The sequence below is a fragment of the Bacillus massiliigorillae genome, from assembly GCF_000380245.2.
Taxonomy (GTDB): Bacteria; Bacillota; Bacilli; order Bacillales; family DSM-1321; genus Bacillus_AD; species Bacillus_AD massiliigorillae.
Window position 1 is genome coordinate 508593 of sequence record NZ_HG428741.1, and the last position, 17558, is coordinate 526150.

The window sequence follows — 17558 nt, forward strand, 5'->3', positions numbered from 1 at the left end:
GAGGGTGTAAAATATGAAGCTATTGTTTGTTCATGGAGGGGAGAAAGTAAAAGAAGATAAGGAATTACAGCTTTATACAGATGGGAGTTATAACCAAGAGGTTTGGAATAGATATCTATCTATTTTTAGGAATGTAACCTTGGTTGCTAGGAAAGATTCAATGCTATATGAAGCGGACTTTGCTAAAAGTAATTTTCAATTTTTTGATAAAAATAAAATGAATTTTATTCAAATTCCTAACCTAACTTCCTCTAATCAGTCATTTTTTAGTCTGGCAATTCGAAAGAAACATAACTCTATAATTGAACAAGCAATTAAAGAACACGATTTTTTAATAGCTAGACTACCTAGTGGTGCGGGATATAAAGCGATAGAATATGCAAAAAAGTATAATAAACCATATCTTACAGAAGTAGTAAGCTGTCCGTGGGATTCATTGTGGAATTATAATTTAAAAGGAAAAATAATTGCTCCTTTTAGTTATTTCAGTATGAAAAAGTTTGTTGAGAGTTCACCTTATGTCATGTATGTAACTAATGAATTTCTTCAATCACGTTATCCTACAAAAGGAAAAAGTATTAACTGTTCTGATGTGACTTTAATCCAATTTGATGAAAATGTTATTAAAAAAAGACTAGAAAAAATACAAAAGAGAGACATAAAAAGTAAACTGATTATTGGTACACTGGCTGCAGTGAACGTAAAGTTTAAGGGACAACAATATGTAATAAAAGCATTAGGGAAATTAAAGAAGAAGGGAATTGTAAATTTTGAATATCAACTTGTAGGTGGAGGTGATCCATCTTTTTTAAAATGTATTGCAGAAAAGTATGGTGTTTCTAATCAAGTGACATTTTTAGGATCTATACGACATGAAGATGTCTTTAATTGGTTGGATTCTATTGATATTTATATACAGCCAAGCAGACAAGAAGGTTTACCTAGAGCATTAATTGAAGCCATGAGTCGAGGAGTGCCTGCATTGGGTGCTGATACTGGTGGTATTCCAGAGTTATTAGGGGGTGAAGTTGTTTTTAGCAATAAGAAGCATAATATAGGCGAAATATGTTCAATTTTAGAAGAGTTCAATAATGAAATAATGGTAAAGCAAGCTAAACGTAATTATAAGGAAGCGAAAAAGTATGATAAAGAATTTATTGAGATGCGACGAAAAAAGTTCTTAGAGGAATTTGCAATAAGTGGAGGTGAAAAAGAGATAGAATGATTAGAGTATTACATAAGGTACATAGTTTGGAAGCTGGGGGAATTCAAAGTTTTATAATGAATGTTTATAGAAATATAGATAGAAGTAAAATACAGTTTGATTTCTTGGTATCAGAGATTAATGTTCCTGGTGGATATGATGATGAAATTCTTTATTTGGGAGGTCGTATATATGAAATTCCTAATAGGAGACAGGGGGTATTAAATACTTATAGAAAATTAAATGCATTTTTTAAAGAGCACCCTAATTATAAAATTATACATGCTCATTTAAGCTCATTAACGGACGTTTCTTCTCTTAGAGTAGCTAAAAGACATAGGGTACCAGTGAGAATTGTTCACAGCCATAATATAATGGAGGGAGGAAGTAAATTACATAAATACCTTCATCAATTGAATCAATATTCCATACAGTCATATGCAACTGACTATTTTTCATGCTCTGATTTAGCAGGCAAATGGATGTACCCGAATAATATATATCATAATCATAAATTTCATGTGGTGAATAATGGCATAGATACTGAAAAATTTATATTTAATGAAAGTGTTAGAAAGTCCGTTCGTGAAGAGTTGAACATTTTGGATAAATATGTTGTCGGACATATTGGAAGGTTTCATCCGCAAAAAAATCATGATTTTTTAATAGATATTTTTAAAGAATTACATGATCAGCAGGAAGATGCTGTACTACTCTTGGTCGGTGATGGTGACCTTAGACCAAAGATTCAAGAAAAAGTGTCTGATTTAGGATTGAATGAAAATGTAATTTTTACTGGTGTTCGTTGCGATATCCCACAATTGCTTCAAGCAATGGATGTATTCGTTTTTCCATCTGTCTATGAAGGGTTAGGAATTGCTTTGATAGAAGCTCAGGCTTCTGGACTTAATTGTTTTACTTCAAATAAGGTAGTGCCTGCGGATGTTAACATTACAAATTTAGTGAAATTTATGGATTTAAGCAAGTCTGCAAAGCAATGGGCAAAAGAAATTTTGCTAACTAAAAATGATAAAAGGAAAATGACAAAAGAAGATATAGAAAAGGCAGGGTATGATATTCATCAAGTTACGAAGAACTTGCAAAAATGGTATGAATTAAAAGCATTAATAGCTCCTAATAGAGAAAGAAATGAGGATATAGTGAAAGATGACTTCTCTTAACAAAGTAGTTTTATTTCTTCTTTTATCAGGAGTTTTTTTCTCGGGAAGTATATGCATGGTAGAAGAATGGCTACATTTAACTGATATTGTTTTAAGTATTTCTATGCTAGGGATATTATTTATGTATTTGTTAAACCTTAAAATAGATTTAGAAATACCTAAAGTCTTATCAATGATCTACTTCTTTTTTTTATTATTTATTTTTATTTCTTCACTAGTGAATGGTAGTCTACAAAGTCTATTGTCTTCGTTTAGATATATATTAATATTTATAACTTTAAGCATTGTTGTTCCTAATTTATTAAAAGAGAAAACATTACCGATTTCTATGGGAGCTTTAATATGTAGTCAAATTCCTTTAATAGTATTATCATTCACGAAACAAAATCCTTTTATTGATATATATGGATATGGAGCATATTCCGGTATATTTTATAATCCAAATTCATATGGTTTGGTGGTTGCTACAATTTTCGTGGTAATATTAGGGCTTTATTATGAATTTATTGGAAGTGGAAGATATGGAATTCAATTGTTATTATTATTGTCATTATTTTCACTTTTTCTTTTAACTATATTTTCAAGTAGTAGAACTAGTGTTACTGCTATCATTTTCATAATTATAATGTTTTTAATCTTATATGTAATTAAGAATAATGGTTTAAAGAAAATTTCAATAAAAAGAATTAGAAATATTTTTTTGAAATGTATAGCTTCTATCTTCTGTATAGTAATTTTTATTAAAAGTAAATATTTTAATATTTTTGAAGGGAAAATATTGGAAAAATATATAAGCAAATATAATTCAGGAGATGTTTTAGACCAAAGAGGTTATATATTTTCCAATACAATTAGTGAAGCGAAACTGTTTGGATATGGTCCAGATTATTTTACTAAAGAGTTTGGTATAGCGGCACATAATACTTTTATTAGCATTTTGGGTCAATTTGGTCTATGTGCAAGCGTATTGTTTCTTATATTATGGATGGTTCTTATAAATAAAAGTATTAAATTTTATTTTAAGAGTGAAAATCGATATAGTATGTTACCTGTTCTTATAGTGACATTTTTTCTGTTAACTTCTATTACTGAAATCATGTTAATGAAAACAAGCATGCTATTGGGAATGATAATAATTGGCCTCATTTTTGTTGAAAGTAATTATAAAAGAAATTAATTAAATTATCGTTTTGGGTATTACAATGAGGAGGATAAGATGACTAAGATTAGTATCATAGTTCCTATTTATAATATGGAAAAGTGCTTACAAAGAAGTATTGAGAGTATACAAAGACAAATATTTCTGGATTTAGAAATTATACTAGTGAACGATGGTTCTACTGATAATAGTTTATCAATTTGCGAAGAACTTCAACAAAATGATAATCGTATAAAAGTGATTAATCAGAAGAATGAAGGTGTTTCTTCTGCTAGAAATGCAGGAATAGCAGTTGCTGATGGAGAGTATATAGGTTTTGTTGATCCAGATGATTGGATAAAACCAGAAATGTATAATAACATGTATAATTTGATGGAAAAAATACAAGCAGATATTTGTATGTGTAGTTATGTAAAAGAACAACAAGGGAAAAGTACTGCTGAGATTTTAAAGATTAATAAAACGGTATTAAAAAAGAATGAGATACCAAAAATAATTGTTGCAGATATGATAGGGAATATTAGTTTAAATAGTGGCTTACAACCAGTAATGGGGAGCGTGTGTAGGTTATTAATAAAAAAGGAATTAATAAAAAGAAACAATCTGAAATTTGAAATGGGAATTCCTTTAATGGAGGACCTTATATTTTGTGTCCAATTGTTTTTAAAAAGTGATTTGGTTTGTATTGATCGAGGACTATACTATCATTATATGATGAATTCAAATTCAGCGGTTACATCGTATAGAGCCAATATAACTTTGGTGCAAAAAGATGTATATAAGAAATTAGAATCTGTCTTAAAAGAAGAAAAGGTTTTTTTAGTGTTAAAGATAGAATGAAAATAAGATATGTAAACTTTATTTGTGATGCAATAATAAATGAAGTTCATGAAAATAATCATAAAATGAAGAATGAAAAGATAGAATTCATAAGAAATTTATGTCGAGATAATAGGTTAAAGAGCATTTTAAAAGAAATAGACATGAAGGGGTACACCATAAGAAAAAGAATAATTCTTACTGCTTTGAAAAATCAAATGGCTTTATTTTTATATTTATATTATAAGCTTGTTAAATACGTTAAGAAGGTTTAAGAAAACCTAGAATGTGGAGTCAAAGTCATTGTGAAAATAGTTTATGTGCTTTTTAAAGAGGCTGATGAAATGAAATATAAAATTAGCGTTATAATTCCAGTTTATAATGTTGCGATGTATCTATCGAAGTGTATTGATAGCGTAATTAATCAAACATATAAAAATTTAGAAATAGTATTAGTAGAAGATGGATCATCTGACGATTCTGGGGAAATATGTGATTACTACGCTTTACAAGATAGTCGTATTAAAGTTATTCATAAAGATAATGGTGGTCTTTCCGATGCTAGAAATATAGGATTGGATTTGGCTACAGGAGATTATATAAGTTTTATAGATTCGGATGATTACATACATCAAACATTTTATGATGTATTGGTGAATTTAATCACAATAAATAATGCGGATATAGCTCAATGTGATTTTTTGAAAATATACGAAGACAATAATTGTCATAATATATGGGGGAGCAAACAGAACAATGAAAATAGTTGTGAAATCACTATATTGAATAATATTGCTGCATTAAATAACTTATATCATCAAAACTGTGTAAGCAATGTTGTTGTTTGGAATAAAATTTATAAAAGAAATTTGTTTTCTGATATCAGATTTCCAAAGGGGAAAATTCATGAAGATGAATTTACTACGTATAAGTTATTATATAAATCAACAAAAGTCGTTATTACGTCAAATCGATTGTATTATTATTTACAAAGACCTAATAGTATTATGGGGAGGGAATTTAACACAAAGAGATTAGACGTTTTGGAAGCCTATTCTGCTCAAATATCTTTTTATGAAACTAATAATTTGTTTGAATTGAAAATTTATGCAATTGAGAAACTAGAAGGTTTATTGAGAGAGTTTATGATTGAGGTTTTAAAATCTAATATAGAAGATAAAGAACAAACTTTTCTTTACCTGGTCTATTACTATAGAAATGCCTATCATCTTTTTATTAACTATATGGATGTCAGCATTATAAAAAAATTTTTGATGGAATTATTTCATTTTAGTCCAATTTATGTGGTACGAGTATTATGTAAGTTGTTGGACTTTAGAAAAAGTCTTTTAAAAGGATCTAAAACAACATGAACTTCAGATGATATACGCAGAATTTTTAGTATATTTAAATATAATTTCCCATTTTAGATTGAGGGTTAATTAAATGATTGTCTGTCTCAAATAGAGGCACTTTTTTTATGAAGAAAAATATAGGTCAATGGATAATTGTATGATAGTTTTGAGTTATAGGTTGTAAATATATTGTTTTTGATATTTAAGAGGTGAACTTTGGAATGAAAAATAGTGTATTAAAGAATGATATGTAGAGGAGAGGGAGAATGAAAATTCTAGTAACTGGAGGAGCGGGTTACATTGGTTCTCATGCTGTGAAAGGTCTTTTAGAAAGAGGAGATGAAGTAGTAGTTGTCGATAATCTCGAAACAGGTCATATAGAATCTATTCCGGACGATACGCCATTTTACAAAGGAGATATACGAGATTGTGATTTTCTAAGCGATGTGTTTGAAAAAGAGAATATTGAAGGTGTTATACATTTTGCAGCTCATTCACTAGTTGGTGAATCTGTGTCTAATCCTCTTAAATATTTTCATAATAATACATACGGAATGATGGTTTTGTTAGATGTAATGAAGGAAAAAAAGGTAGACAAAATTGTATTTTCATCTACTGCAGCTACTTATGGTGAGCCCAAATATATACCGATTATGGAAGAGACCCCGACAAATCCAACTAATCCATATGGCGAATCAAAATTAATGATGGAAAAAATGATGAAATGGGCGGATGAAGCATACGGAATTCGTTATGTTTCACTTCGTTATTTTAACGTTGCTGGTGCTAGCTTAGATGGTGAAATAGGGGAAAATCATCAAATTGAAACTCATATAATTCCTTTAATATTACAAACAGCATTAGGGTTAAGAGAAAATATGACTATTTTTGGTGATGATTATGACACAGAAGATGGCACTTGTATTCGTGATTATATTCATGTGGTTGATTTGGTGGAAGCGCATATTTTAGCTTTGGAATATTTGATGAAAGGTAACCAAAGTATTATTTTAAATTTAGGTAGTGGAAATGGCTATTCTGTGAAAGAACTTATTGATACTGCAAAGAAAGTAACGGGATTATCTATACATGTAGTTCAAGGCGGAAGAAGAGTAGGGGATCCAAGTAGATTAATTGCATCTAGTGAAAAAGCTAAAGCAGTTTTAGGTTGGAATCCTCAATATACAAACATTCAAGAGATTATTGAGACTGCGTGGAATTGGCATAAAGCTCATCCAAATGGATATAGCAATAAATAATACAGAAATTTTAATCTAATAATTATTGTTTAAATCAATAAAAATGTTAAGTCTGTTGGTTAGTAACAGGCTTATTTTGTTTGGATTAAATAATTCTAATACTATTTGTTGAAGGATTAGATTTAGATTGGGGACTTTAAATTGAGTGTAAAGAAAAATTATATCTATACATTATTTTATCAATTATTAAATATTGCATTCCCCTTAATTACAGTGCCGTATGTTTCTAGAGTGTTAGGTGCTAACGGTGTAGGAACTTATGCTTTTACAGATTCCCTTGTTCAATATTTTATACTGTTTGGTATGTTAGGTATTGCTACTTATGGAAGTAGAATAATTGCGACAGTAAGAGATCATAAAGAAAAATTAAGTCAAACATTTCTTAGCTTATATGCATTGCAATTAACTATGACAGCTCTTTGTATAATTCTATATCTATTATTTACATACTATGGGTCGTTTACTCATAAAACAATTATGTATATTCAAGGAATCGCTTTATTATCGTCCTTAGTAGATTGTACATGGTTCTTTAGTGGATTGGAAAAGTTTAAACAAATTGTCATTAGAAACACGATTGTTAGGTTTTTAAGTTTGTTCTTACTGTTTCTTCTTGTAAAAACATCTAATGACTTACCTATCTATACTGTGATAATGACTGGGACTACATTCATTGGTCAAATGGTTCTTTGGTTTGGAATGAAGAATTATATAAGATTAATACCAATAAAAATAATGGATATATTGGTACACTTTAAACCAATTATCACTTACTTTGTTCCACAGATAGCTATTCAAATATATTTTGTTTTAAACAAAACGATGATAGGTATATTCTCGACTGAAAGTGAAGTAGGGATATTTGATTATGCCGATAAGATTTTGAAGGTTAGTTTGGCGTTTATAACTTCTTTAGGAACAATCATGCTACCTAAAATGGCATATATTTTTAGTAATGGAAAGATTGAAGAAGTTAGAAAGTATATGTTTAAATCATTAGATTTCTCTAGTTTTATAGCTATACCAATAATGTTGGGACTGATGGGTATTTCAAGTGAGTTTATACCATGGTATTTAGGGGAGGAATTTAAAAAATCCATTACTGTTCTATTAATCATAAGTCCTACTATATTTTTTATGGCATGGAGCGGCGTTTTTGGCACCCAGTATATGTTAGCTGTAGGTAGAATGAAACCATATACCTTATCCGTATATGGAGGGGCGATTGTGAATTTTATCCTCAATCTATTATTTATTAATCGGTATGGAGCGATAGGTGCCTCAATTGGAACATTATTTGCTGAGTTTTTTGTTATGATTGTTCAATTAATTGCAATTAGGGAGCAAATTGAATTTAAGAAAATATTTTTTAAGGTATTCCATTATGGATGGGCAGGCACAGTAATGTTTTTGGTAGTTAGAATAATAGGCAGCTTTTTCGGAGTAAAAATTAGTACTACTATCCTTCAAATTGTAGCAGGAGCGCTAACTTATTTATCACTAATCCTTATCATAGAATCGATTAAGAGAGAAGGGTTACTTTTAAATGAGTTAAAACGACTAATAGATGGTTATAAACAAACATAAGATGACAAGAAAAGAAATATATGATAATTAAATAAAGTCCAAAGATGTAAGCATCTTTGGACTTTATTTTCGATGAAACTTGTTACTTCGTCTCTACATTCTTCTTCACCTTAGGCAAAATCTTACTCAAGGGAACTTTCTTTTCACCTTTCCAAGTAGAAGAATCATTACGATCAAATTGCTCTAAGAATAGAATAACTTCTCGAGTAATCGGTGTCGGTGTAGAAGCACCAGCAGTCACTGCCACCGTCTCAACATCCATCAGCCATTCAGGATTAATCTCACTCACATCAGCCACACGATAAGCTTTTGTGCCTGCAATCTCTTCAGAAACTTGTGCTAAGCGATTGCTATTATTACTTCGTGGATCACCAACAACAATAAGTAAGTCCGCTTCACCTGCTTGCTCAGCAACAGCTTCTTGTCTCGTTTGAGTAGCATTGCAGATTTCTTTATGAACCTCTGTTTGCGGATAGATTTTTTGAATTCTCTCCATAAGCACTTGAACGTCCCATTGACTCATTGTTGTTTGGTTCGTTACGATGATTTTAGAATCACCTAAATTCAAGTTTTCTACATCTTGTAGATTTTCTACTAGATGGACAACATCAGGAGCAACTCCCACTGCACCTTCTGGCTCAGGATGCCCTTTCTTTCCTATATAAATAATGTGATAGCCTTCCGCTTTTTTCTCGCGGATTAAATCATGAGTTACCGTAACATCAGGGCATGTTGCATCAATTGTTACAAGTCCTCGTTCCTCCGCGATTTTTCGTACCTCAGGTGAAACACCATGAGCAGTGAAAATAACCGTTCCTTTTTCAACTTGATTGATAATCTCTGTACGATTTTTTCCATCTAGCGTAATGATACCATCTTCTTCAAAGGCATCTGTTACGTGAGCGTTATGAACTAACATTCCAAGTATATAAATTGGTCGTGGTAATGATTTATCTAAAGCAGCATTTCGCGCAATAACCATAGCATCTACAACTCCATAGCAGTAGCCACGTGGAGAAATTTTGATTACTTTCATAATGAACCTCCTTCATAAAAAGCACATAGTGCACTATAGCCTATTATATAGAACGATTAAAAACTTTACAAAGAAGTTAATGCCTACATGAAGGAGGTAAGTATATTTTTTTGTGTGATGTCTAACCTTACACCTGCCACGCTCGGAAATAAGCCAATTCGTTTTGAAAACCAAGAGCGGGTTTTCAAGAACGAATCGTCTTATTTCTGCCGTGTAGCTCTTTTTCGATTGGAAGTAAAACAGGAAGTATATTCATTAATCAAAAAAGACCGGTGACGGTTTTTCTTATTGTCCAGCTTCAGCGCCCAGCTCCTAGTATGCTTCGCCATCCACCCTACGATAAGTCAACATCGAATCACCTAGCGTCTCTTCGTGTTTTCTTTATCTCGGTTTGAGGGCTCCGGCATATACGGAGCTAAGCAGGGCGCTTGCGCTTTTCTTATCATTTCATAAATAATTTTGGCTTTGATTCTCCATCTCGAAATCTTCGTGTTTCAGTTGTTCGAGAAGGAGATGTTTTTCTTGGTTGTACATGTGGTTTAATGTGTACGGTTTCTTGAACTGGAACCTGCTTATTTTCGATTATTTTTGTATCGATGACTTGTTGAACTGGTGGATTATTTACTGGTGCTACTGTTGTTTGAGTTGTTTCTGCTGTTGTAGTATCTGTATCTTTAAGCCCTCTAAACAATTTCCACATAGCGGGTATGTTTTTTACTAGAGGACCATATTGCTGAACAAGAGGGGTGAAAGATTCAGCAGTTTGTAAGACTTTTTGTGTGTTGTTCAACATATTTGTGAGATTACTTGGATCTAACATTGTTTTCAGTATGCCTCCACCACTTGCTGCGGTACTCGCTACAGTACTTGCTGCTGCTCTAGATGCTGTGCTAGCAGGTTGACTAGCTAAAACAGCAGCGTTTCGTGATTGATTGCTTGGTAAGGCAAAAGGCGATCCTATTCCATTCGGTGCTGGTGGTGGTGGGGGAGGTAGCATAGAATTCCTTTCTTTTTTTTTGAAAATTTTTGATAATACCCCCCCTTTTTGTTGACTGTTTGGGTAAGGTTGCTGATCAATTGGCATTTGAGAAAAATTTTGTTGTTGGCGCATAGGTCCTCTTTGTGGCGGACCCATTTGATTTTGAAATCTCCCTTGATTGCTAGGTGGAGGAAATGGTGCCATATTCATGGGCATATTAGGTCTAGGTCCAGCGTTAGGCAACATCCTATTTTGTGTTGGTGGCATATGATTTGGCGTATTATTTTGGAATGGGGGAGAGTTTCTAGGGAAGCCATTGCCTCTATTATTCTGAAACATAGTATTCATGATTTATTTCTCTCCTCAGCATTTAATTTGTGTGAAAATGAATAAATTACAGTAATCTTCCTTATTAAGTTATGCAAATTTGGAGAAAATGGGAATGAAACCATAGGTTGAATTAAAAGAATTTTCATAATGTGATTGGAATTGTTGAGTTAATCAAGTAAAGAGGTTAAGATAATACAAGCAGTTATTGTTGAAAAATGTAGATTATTTAAGGAGTTTATATATGTCAAATCAATTCGAAAGATTTTCCTTTCATCCATATATTCTTGAAGCCATTGAAAAAAGAGGTTTTAAGAAGCCAACTGATATTCAGGAACGAGTGATTTCAGCTACTTTAAAAGGTACGAGCATTATTGGTCAATCGCAGACAGGTACTGGTAAAACACATGCGTATTTATTACCAATTATGCAGTTATTACAGCCAGAACGTGAAGAAGTACAAGCTATTATTACAGCACCGACTCGTGAGCTAGCGAAGCAAATTTATCAAGAAGCAGTAAAGATCGCAGAATGTTTTCCAGAAGAAAGCCCTGTAAATATTCGTTGCTATGTAGGTGGAACAGATAAGCAACGTTCTATTGATAAGTTAAAGCAACAGCCACATGTTATTATTGGAACACCAGCACGTATTAAAGATTTAATGGATGCGAAAGCATTACAAGTATATACAGCATCAACTTTAGTAGTCGATGAAGCGGACTTAATGCTTGATATGGGATTCATTCAAGAAGTTGATTTCATTGCAGCGCGTATGTCTGAGAAATTACAAATGCTTGTCTTCTCAGCAACAATTCCTGAGAAATTAAAACCATTTTTACAAAAGTATATGGAAAATCCACGTTATGTTCAAGTCGATCCAAAGCATATTACAGCTCAAAAAATTGAACATGTGTTAATTCCATTACGCCATCGTAATAAAACAAAAGTTCTTTATGATGTTGTAACGTCTTACAATCCATATTTAGCTATTATATTCACAAATACAAAACAAATGGCGGACGTTGTAGCAGATGATTTAACGAAGAAAGGTCTGCGCGTAGGTCGCTTACATGGTAACTTAACTCCACGTGAACGTCGTAAAATGATGAAGCAAATTAACGACCTTGAATTCCAATACGTTGTAGCTACAGATTTAGCTGCTCGTGGAATCGATATTGAAGGCGTAAGTCATGTAATCAACTATGAAATCCCAGCGGACTTAGATTTTTATATTCATAGAACAGGACGTACGGGAAGAGCTGGTTACAGTGGAATCGCTGCAACTCTATACGAATTAACGGATGAAGATGCACTTAACAAGCTTGAGAAAATGGGTGTAAGCTTTATAAATAAAGATTTCGTAAATGGTGAGTGGATTGAATCAGATGACCGCAACAAGCGAAAAAACCGTAAAAAGCAAAAAGAAGAACTTGATGTAAAAGGTAAAGCAATTGTTGCACAAAAGAAAAAGGTAAAACCGGGCTACAAGAAGAAGAAGCAATATGAATTAGAAGCTCATAAGAAGCGCCAAAGACGTATTGAAGCACGATCAAGAAAGAAAAAATAAGTCAGAGGGGGAAGAGAAATGCTGAAAATTGGATCGCATGTGTCAATGAGCGGTAAAAAAATGTTATTAGCGGCAAGTGAAGAAGCTGTTTCCTATGGATCAAACACTTTTATGATTTATACAGGTGCACCGCAAAATACGCGTCGTAAACCTATCGAAGATTTAAATATCGAAGCGGGACGTAAACATATGCAAGAGCATGGCATTGGTGATATTGTGGTGCATGCGCCATACATTATTAACATTGGTAATTCTCTTAAACCTGAGACCTTCCAATTAGGTGTAGATTTCTTAACTTCTGAAATACAGCGTACAGAGGCAATCGGAGCATCTCAGATTGTTCTTCACCCAGGTGCTCATGTTGGTGCTGGAGCAGAAGAGGGTATTAAGAAAATTATCGAAGGATTAAATGAAGTGTTAACTGGTAATGAAAAGGTGCAAATAGCTTTAGAAACAATGGCTGGTAAAGGAACGGAATGTGGTCGTAGTTTTGAAGAGCTAGCAATGATTATCGATGGTGTAACACATAATGATCGTTTGTCAGTATGCTTTGATACATGTCACACGCATGATGCAGGGTATAATATTGTTGAAGATTTTGATGGTGTATTAAATGAGTTTGATAAAATCATTGGGATTGATCGTTTGAAAGTACTGCATATAAATGATAGTAAAAATGTACGTGGTGCTGGTAAAGACCGTCACGAAAATATTGGTTTTGGTCATATCGGTTTTGATGCAATCAACAAAATTGTTCATCATCCTCAACTTATGGATGTGCCAAAAATTCTTGAGACACCTTATGTAGGGGAAGACAAGAAGAATAAAAAAGCACCTTATAAATTTGAGATTGAAATGTTGCGAAAAGGTACATTTAATGAGAAAGTACTGAATGATATAATGGCTTAATAATAAAAAGACGCGTGGAATTCACGCGTCTTTTCATTTAACAAAGGTCTAATTTAGTAAAAATGATTATTTTAGATGAAGCATATTTGTATCGGGAATGTTGATATAATAGAATTGGTGATGATAATGAATGAATATAATTTTTTATTAGAAACTCCATTGTTTCATAAAGTTCAACAGTCAGAATTAGAACATATGTTACATTGTAAAGGAGCACATTCCGTTTCTTATCTTAAAGGAGATTATATTTCTTTATCTGGAGAATCTTTAAGCTGCATGGGAGTAATTGTGAAAGGAACAGTCCATATGCTGAAAGAAGATGTAAAGGGTAATAAGGTACTTTTTACGATTATGCGAGATAAAGAAGTCTTTGGAGAAATGTTTATCTCAAACAGTAGTTTTGCTGCAACTGTTTCCTATTATGCTGCAACTGATTGTACCATATTGTTTTTACCGCTTAAACGAGTTATGTGCTCCTGCTCTATGGCATGTCAATTTCATCAAAAGTTCATTGAAAATATGACAATGTTAATGTCTCAAAAGACTATACAACTTATGAATAAATTAGAGATCATTTCAAAAAAAACGTTAAGAGAGAAAATATTAACGTATTTAACTCAACAAGCGTTGGTAAGCGGCAGCTCTTATTTTGTTTTACCGATGGGTAGGCTAGAACTGGCGGATTATTTATGTGTAAATCGAAGTGCTCTAACTCGTGAGTTATCGAACATGAAAGCAGAAGGATTATTAGACTACGATAAAAATACTTTTCGTTTGTTAACATCTATTTGAAAAAAAGCACCTTGTATGTTGCGACTGCAACATACAAGGTGCTTTTTTTCCCTTATTCTATATTTACGTATAAAAGAACAAAGTGATAGAAGAGGGGCGTGTTTTATGGAAACTAAAATGTTTTGCTATCAATGTCAGGAAACTACGGCTAATATCGGATGTACACAAATAGGTGTGTGCGGCAAAACTCCAGAGGTAGCACAAATGCAAGATTTATTGATTTGGGTTACAAAAGGGCTTGCTCATGTTACTACACAACTACGCGCGGAAAATAAAGAAGTTTCACAAGATATTAATGAAATGATTACTTTAAACCTGTTTATTACAATTACCAATGCTAATTTTGATGAAGAAGCGATAGTTAATCAAATTATTATGACACTAAAGGAGAAAGAAAGTTGTCTAGCGAAACTAGATGAAACTGTCGATCTACCAGAAGCGGCTCTTTGGAATGAAACGGATTTAGTGAAAATGAGAAATAAATCAAAGCAGATTGGTGTTCTTTCCACTGTTGATGAAGACATTCGTAGCTTAAGGGAATTACTAACTTATGGACTTAAAGGACTGTCTGCTTATTCCAAGCATGCTAATGTCTTAGGGAAGAATAATAATGAAATTGATACATTTTTACAGCGTGCATTAGCGATTACTCTGGATGATCACAAAGCTGTTGAGGACTTAATCGCAATTATCCTTGAAGCGGGTAAGTATGGAGTTGAAGGTATGGCTATGTTAGATAGTGCCAATACGACAACATTTGGGAATCCTGAAATCACAACTGTAAACATTGGAGTTGGCAAAAATCCAGGAATTTTAATTTCTGGTCATGATCTTCATGATCTTGAAATGTTATTAAAACAAACAGAAGGAACGGGTGTGGATGTATATACTCATTCAGAAATGCTTCCAGCACATTATTATCCAGCCTTCAAGAAATATTCTCATTTTGTTGGAAACTATGGAAACGCATGGTGGAAGCAAAAAGAAGAATTTGAAGCCTTTAATGGACCAATTCTAATGACTACGAACTGTATTGTAAAACCACGGAATAGCTATAAAGACCGTATCTATACCACAGGAGCTGTTGGATTCCCTGGTTGTACACATATTCCAGATGCTGTTGATGGAGATAAAGATTTCTCAGTAATCATCGAACATGCGAAGAAATGTGCGCCACCTACAGAACTAGAAACAGGTGAAATCGTTGGTGGTTTTGCTCATGCACAGGTGTTGGCTTTAAAAGATCAAATTATAGATGCTGTTACATCTGGGGCAATCAAGAAGTTCGTGGTTATGGCTGGTTGTGATGGGCGTGCTAAATCAAGAAATTATTATACGGAATTTGCTAAAGAATTACCTAAAGACACTGTAATATTGACGGCTGGTTGTGCTAAATATAAGTATAATAAACTAAATTTAGGTGATATTAATGGAATTCCTAGAGTACTAGATGCAGGACAATGCAATGACTCTTACTCATTAGCAGTTATCGCATTAAAACTGAAAGAAGCATTTGGGCTTGAAGATATAAATGATTTGCCAATCATTTATAATATTGCTTGGTATGAGCAAAAAGCAGTTATTGTTTTACTTGCTTTGCTTCATCTAGGGGTAAAGGGAATTCATCTAGGTCCAACTCTGCCGGCTTTTCTGTCGCCAAATGTAGCCAACGTGTTGGTCGAGAATTTCGACATTGCTGGCATTGGCTCAGTTGAAGAAGATATGCAGGTGTTTTTCGCTTAATTTGGCATATTGAAAGATAAAAAACGATAAGCAATCTTTTTCTCAGCTTAGTAGAGAAAAAGATTGCTTATTTAGGTTATGAGTTTTTACTAACACATTTTTTTGTCTGTGATAAAAAGAGAGCGGAATAAGAATGAATAAAGCATAAGCAAATGACATCCAAGCAGTAAAGGCAATAACTTGAGCTACATTTAAAGCGGGAAACACTAAATAATGATGAGACAAGGAAAATGTATCTAAAAGTAACCCAATACATCAAAATCCCATAAAATTGAAGTGAAAACTATTTGAGTGTGACCGTTATTTAAAAGAAGTTGAAAACAATTGAGAAATTAAGATAGGATGGACAGAGAAGAGAAATAAGGAGTGCTTTATTAGGGAAGTAGGGAAAAGGTTATGAAAGTGGCTTTAGTAACAGGGAGTAATAGTGGTTTTGGTTTACTTACAACATTGCGATTAGCGGATGAAGGGTATCATGTAATTGCAACAATGAGAAAACTCGATAATAAAGAAGCACTAATGAATGCAGCACAAGAAAAGCAATTACAAATGATGATTGATTGTATACAAATGGATGTAATTAATCAACAAGAAATAGAAAGTGTGTATCAATACATAGAGAAGAAGTATAGCAAGTTAGATGTGATCATTAATAATGCTGGCTATTGCCAAGGCGGTTTTTTTACAGAATTAACAGAGCAACAATGGTTGGAACAATTCGATGCAAATGTATTTGGAATGATTCGGGTTACTAGAACAATGTTACCTTTTCTGCGTCTAAATGGAGGAGGAAAGGTTGTAAATATTAGTTCTGTAAGCGGTATTCTTGGTTATCCTGGTATGTCTCCTTATACATCTTCCAAATTTGCAATTGAAGGTTTAAGTGAGAGCCTTCGCTTAGAATGTCGTCATGAAAATATTTGGGTCTCACTAGTTCAGCCAGCATCATATAAGACAAACATTTGGGAAAAGAGTCTTGAGCAAATCAAACTTAGTGAAGATGCTTCGGATTTTCAGAAGAATATTTATAAAGCCGCACACGCATCAAAGGATAATAGTGCTGATCCTATGGAAGTGGCTCGATTAATTGTCCGCATATGCGAATGTACTGAGCCTAAATTTCGTTATCCTGTCGGAAAAGGAGCTCGTACATTATCATTGATTAAACGGATTGTACCGTGGTTTATTATTGAGAAAGTGGTTTATTCAAAGCTTGGAGGTAAAATTCATGAATAAAGAGGAGACTATTTTGAAGTCGCCTCTTTATAAAAATATTTATCTTCCAGTAAAGCTCAAAAATATTTGTTCAATTTGCATAGCTCGATCATTGCCAATAATCGCAGCAATTTTGCTTACAATATGTCTTCTTTGTTCTCCGTTGAATAAATTATAGTTTTTTCCTCGAAGCACTTCAGTAATGCGGTCTGCTTCAGTAAGTGTTAATACAACTCCGTGCTGTTGGGCCAAACTCATTAGTTCATCTCTTCGGATATTATTTATTTTCATATTAATAATACTTTCTAAAAACCTCACAACATCCCTCCTTTTTGTTTAACATATGAGAGAAGGAGTAGAGAATGAACTGAAATAGAGAAGAAGTACAAGCACTTTCTTTACTTTCGTTATTAAAAAGGTTATACT

Annotated in this window: 15 protein-coding genes; 12 read left to right on the top strand and 3 right to left on the bottom strand. The window is 32.9% G+C overall.

The window, feature by feature from the left end; all coding sequences use genetic code 11:
• Nucleotides 1-13: 13 nt before the first annotated feature.
• The 7 genes from TX86_RS02335 (at nt 14) to TX86_RS02370 (ending at nt 8564) form a co-directional block, all read left to right on the top strand.
• The gene (locus tag TX86_RS02335; RefSeq protein WP_042345882.1) at nt 14-1225 is read left to right on the top strand and encodes a glycosyltransferase; all 1212 of its coding nucleotides are present in this window, start codon (nt 14-16) and stop codon (nt 1223-1225) included.
• Entirely contained in the window at nt 1222-2385 is a 1164-nt protein-coding gene (locus TX86_RS02340; RefSeq protein ID WP_042345885.1) for a glycosyltransferase family 1 protein, read from the top strand. The genes TX86_RS02335 and TX86_RS02340 overlap by 4 nt, the downstream gene beginning before the upstream one ends.
• 55 nt (nt 2386-2440) lie before the next feature.
• Nucleotides 2441-3562, top strand: coding sequence for an O-antigen ligase family protein (locus TX86_RS02345; RefSeq protein WP_042345887.1), 1122 nt, complete (start codon nt 2441-2443; stop codon nt 3560-3562).
• Nucleotides 3563-3601: 39 nt separating this feature from the next.
• Nucleotides 3602-4384, top strand: a complete 783-nt coding sequence (locus TX86_RS02350; protein ID WP_052343509.1) for a glycosyltransferase family 2 protein — start codon at nt 3602-3604, stop codon at nt 4382-4384.
• 284 nt (nt 4385-4668) lie between these two features.
• A complete protein-coding gene (locus TX86_RS02360; protein WP_052343510.1) occupies nt 4669-5736 on the top strand; it encodes a glycosyltransferase family 2 protein in 1068 nt (355 codons plus the stop codon).
• A gap of 248 nt (nt 5737-5984) precedes the next feature.
• On the top strand, nt 5985-6977 hold the full coding sequence (galE, locus tag TX86_RS02365) for a UDP-glucose 4-epimerase GalE (protein ID WP_042345891.1): 993 nt from the start codon (nt 5985-5987) through the stop codon (nt 6975-6977).
• Nucleotides 6978-7118: 141 nt separating this feature from the next.
• Entirely contained in the window at nt 7119-8564 is a 1446-nt protein-coding gene (locus TX86_RS02370) for a flippase (protein ID WP_042345892.1), read from the top strand.
• Between the two features lie 82 nt (nt 8565-8646).
• Here the strand turns inward: TX86_RS02370 and TX86_RS02375 are convergent, their stop codons facing one another.
• Together TX86_RS02375 and vrrA are read right to left on the bottom strand one after the other, a co-directional pair.
• Nucleotides 8647-9600, bottom strand: coding sequence for a 4-hydroxy-3-methylbut-2-enyl diphosphate reductase (locus TX86_RS02375; RefSeq protein ID WP_042345894.1), 954 nt, complete (start codon nt 9598-9600; stop codon nt 8647-8649).
• 442 nt (nt 9601-10042) lie between these two features.
• Complete coding sequence (vrrA, locus tag TX86_RS25610; protein WP_052343511.1) at nt 10043-10927, bottom strand: VrrA/YqfQ family protein; 885 nt, start codon at nt 10925-10927, stop codon at nt 10043-10045.
• A gap of 223 nt (nt 10928-11150) precedes the next feature.
• On the opposite strand from vrrA, the gene TX86_RS02385 reads away from it, so the two are divergent.
• The 5 genes from TX86_RS02385 to TX86_RS02405 all read left to right on the top strand — a co-directional run bounded on the left by TX86_RS02385 (nt 11151) and on the right by TX86_RS02405 (nt 17153).
• On the top strand, nt 11151-12473 hold the full coding sequence (locus TX86_RS02385; RefSeq protein WP_042345896.1) for a DEAD/DEAH box helicase: 1323 nt from the start codon (nt 11151-11153) through the stop codon (nt 12471-12473).
• 18 nt (nt 12474-12491) lie between these two features.
• Nucleotides 12492-13382 (top strand): deoxyribonuclease IV, encoded by an 891-nt coding sequence (locus tag TX86_RS02390; RefSeq protein WP_042345898.1) that lies wholly within the window; start codon nt 12492-12494, stop codon nt 13380-13382.
• 126 nt (nt 13383-13508) lie between these two features.
• Nucleotides 13509-14174 (top strand): Crp/Fnr family transcriptional regulator, encoded by a 666-nt coding sequence (locus TX86_RS02395; protein WP_230203555.1) that lies wholly within the window; start codon nt 13509-13511, stop codon nt 14172-14174.
• 105 nt (nt 14175-14279) lie between these two features.
• Nucleotides 14280-15917, top strand: a complete 1638-nt coding sequence (gene hcp / locus TX86_RS02400; protein ID WP_042345900.1) for a hydroxylamine reductase — start codon at nt 14280-14282, stop codon at nt 15915-15917.
• A 396-nt stretch (nt 15918-16313) separates the two neighbouring features.
• Nucleotides 16314-17153: an SDR family oxidoreductase gene (locus tag TX86_RS02405; RefSeq protein WP_042345902.1), complete on the top strand. Its 840-nt coding sequence runs from the start codon at nt 16314-16316 to the stop codon at nt 17151-17153.
• Between the two features lie 39 nt (nt 17154-17192).
• Here the strand turns inward: TX86_RS02405 and TX86_RS02410 are convergent, their stop codons facing one another.
• Entirely contained in the window at nt 17193-17450 is a 258-nt protein-coding gene (locus TX86_RS02410) for a DUF2624 family protein (RefSeq protein WP_042345904.1), read from the bottom strand.
• Nucleotides 17451-17558: the final 108 nt, after the last annotated feature.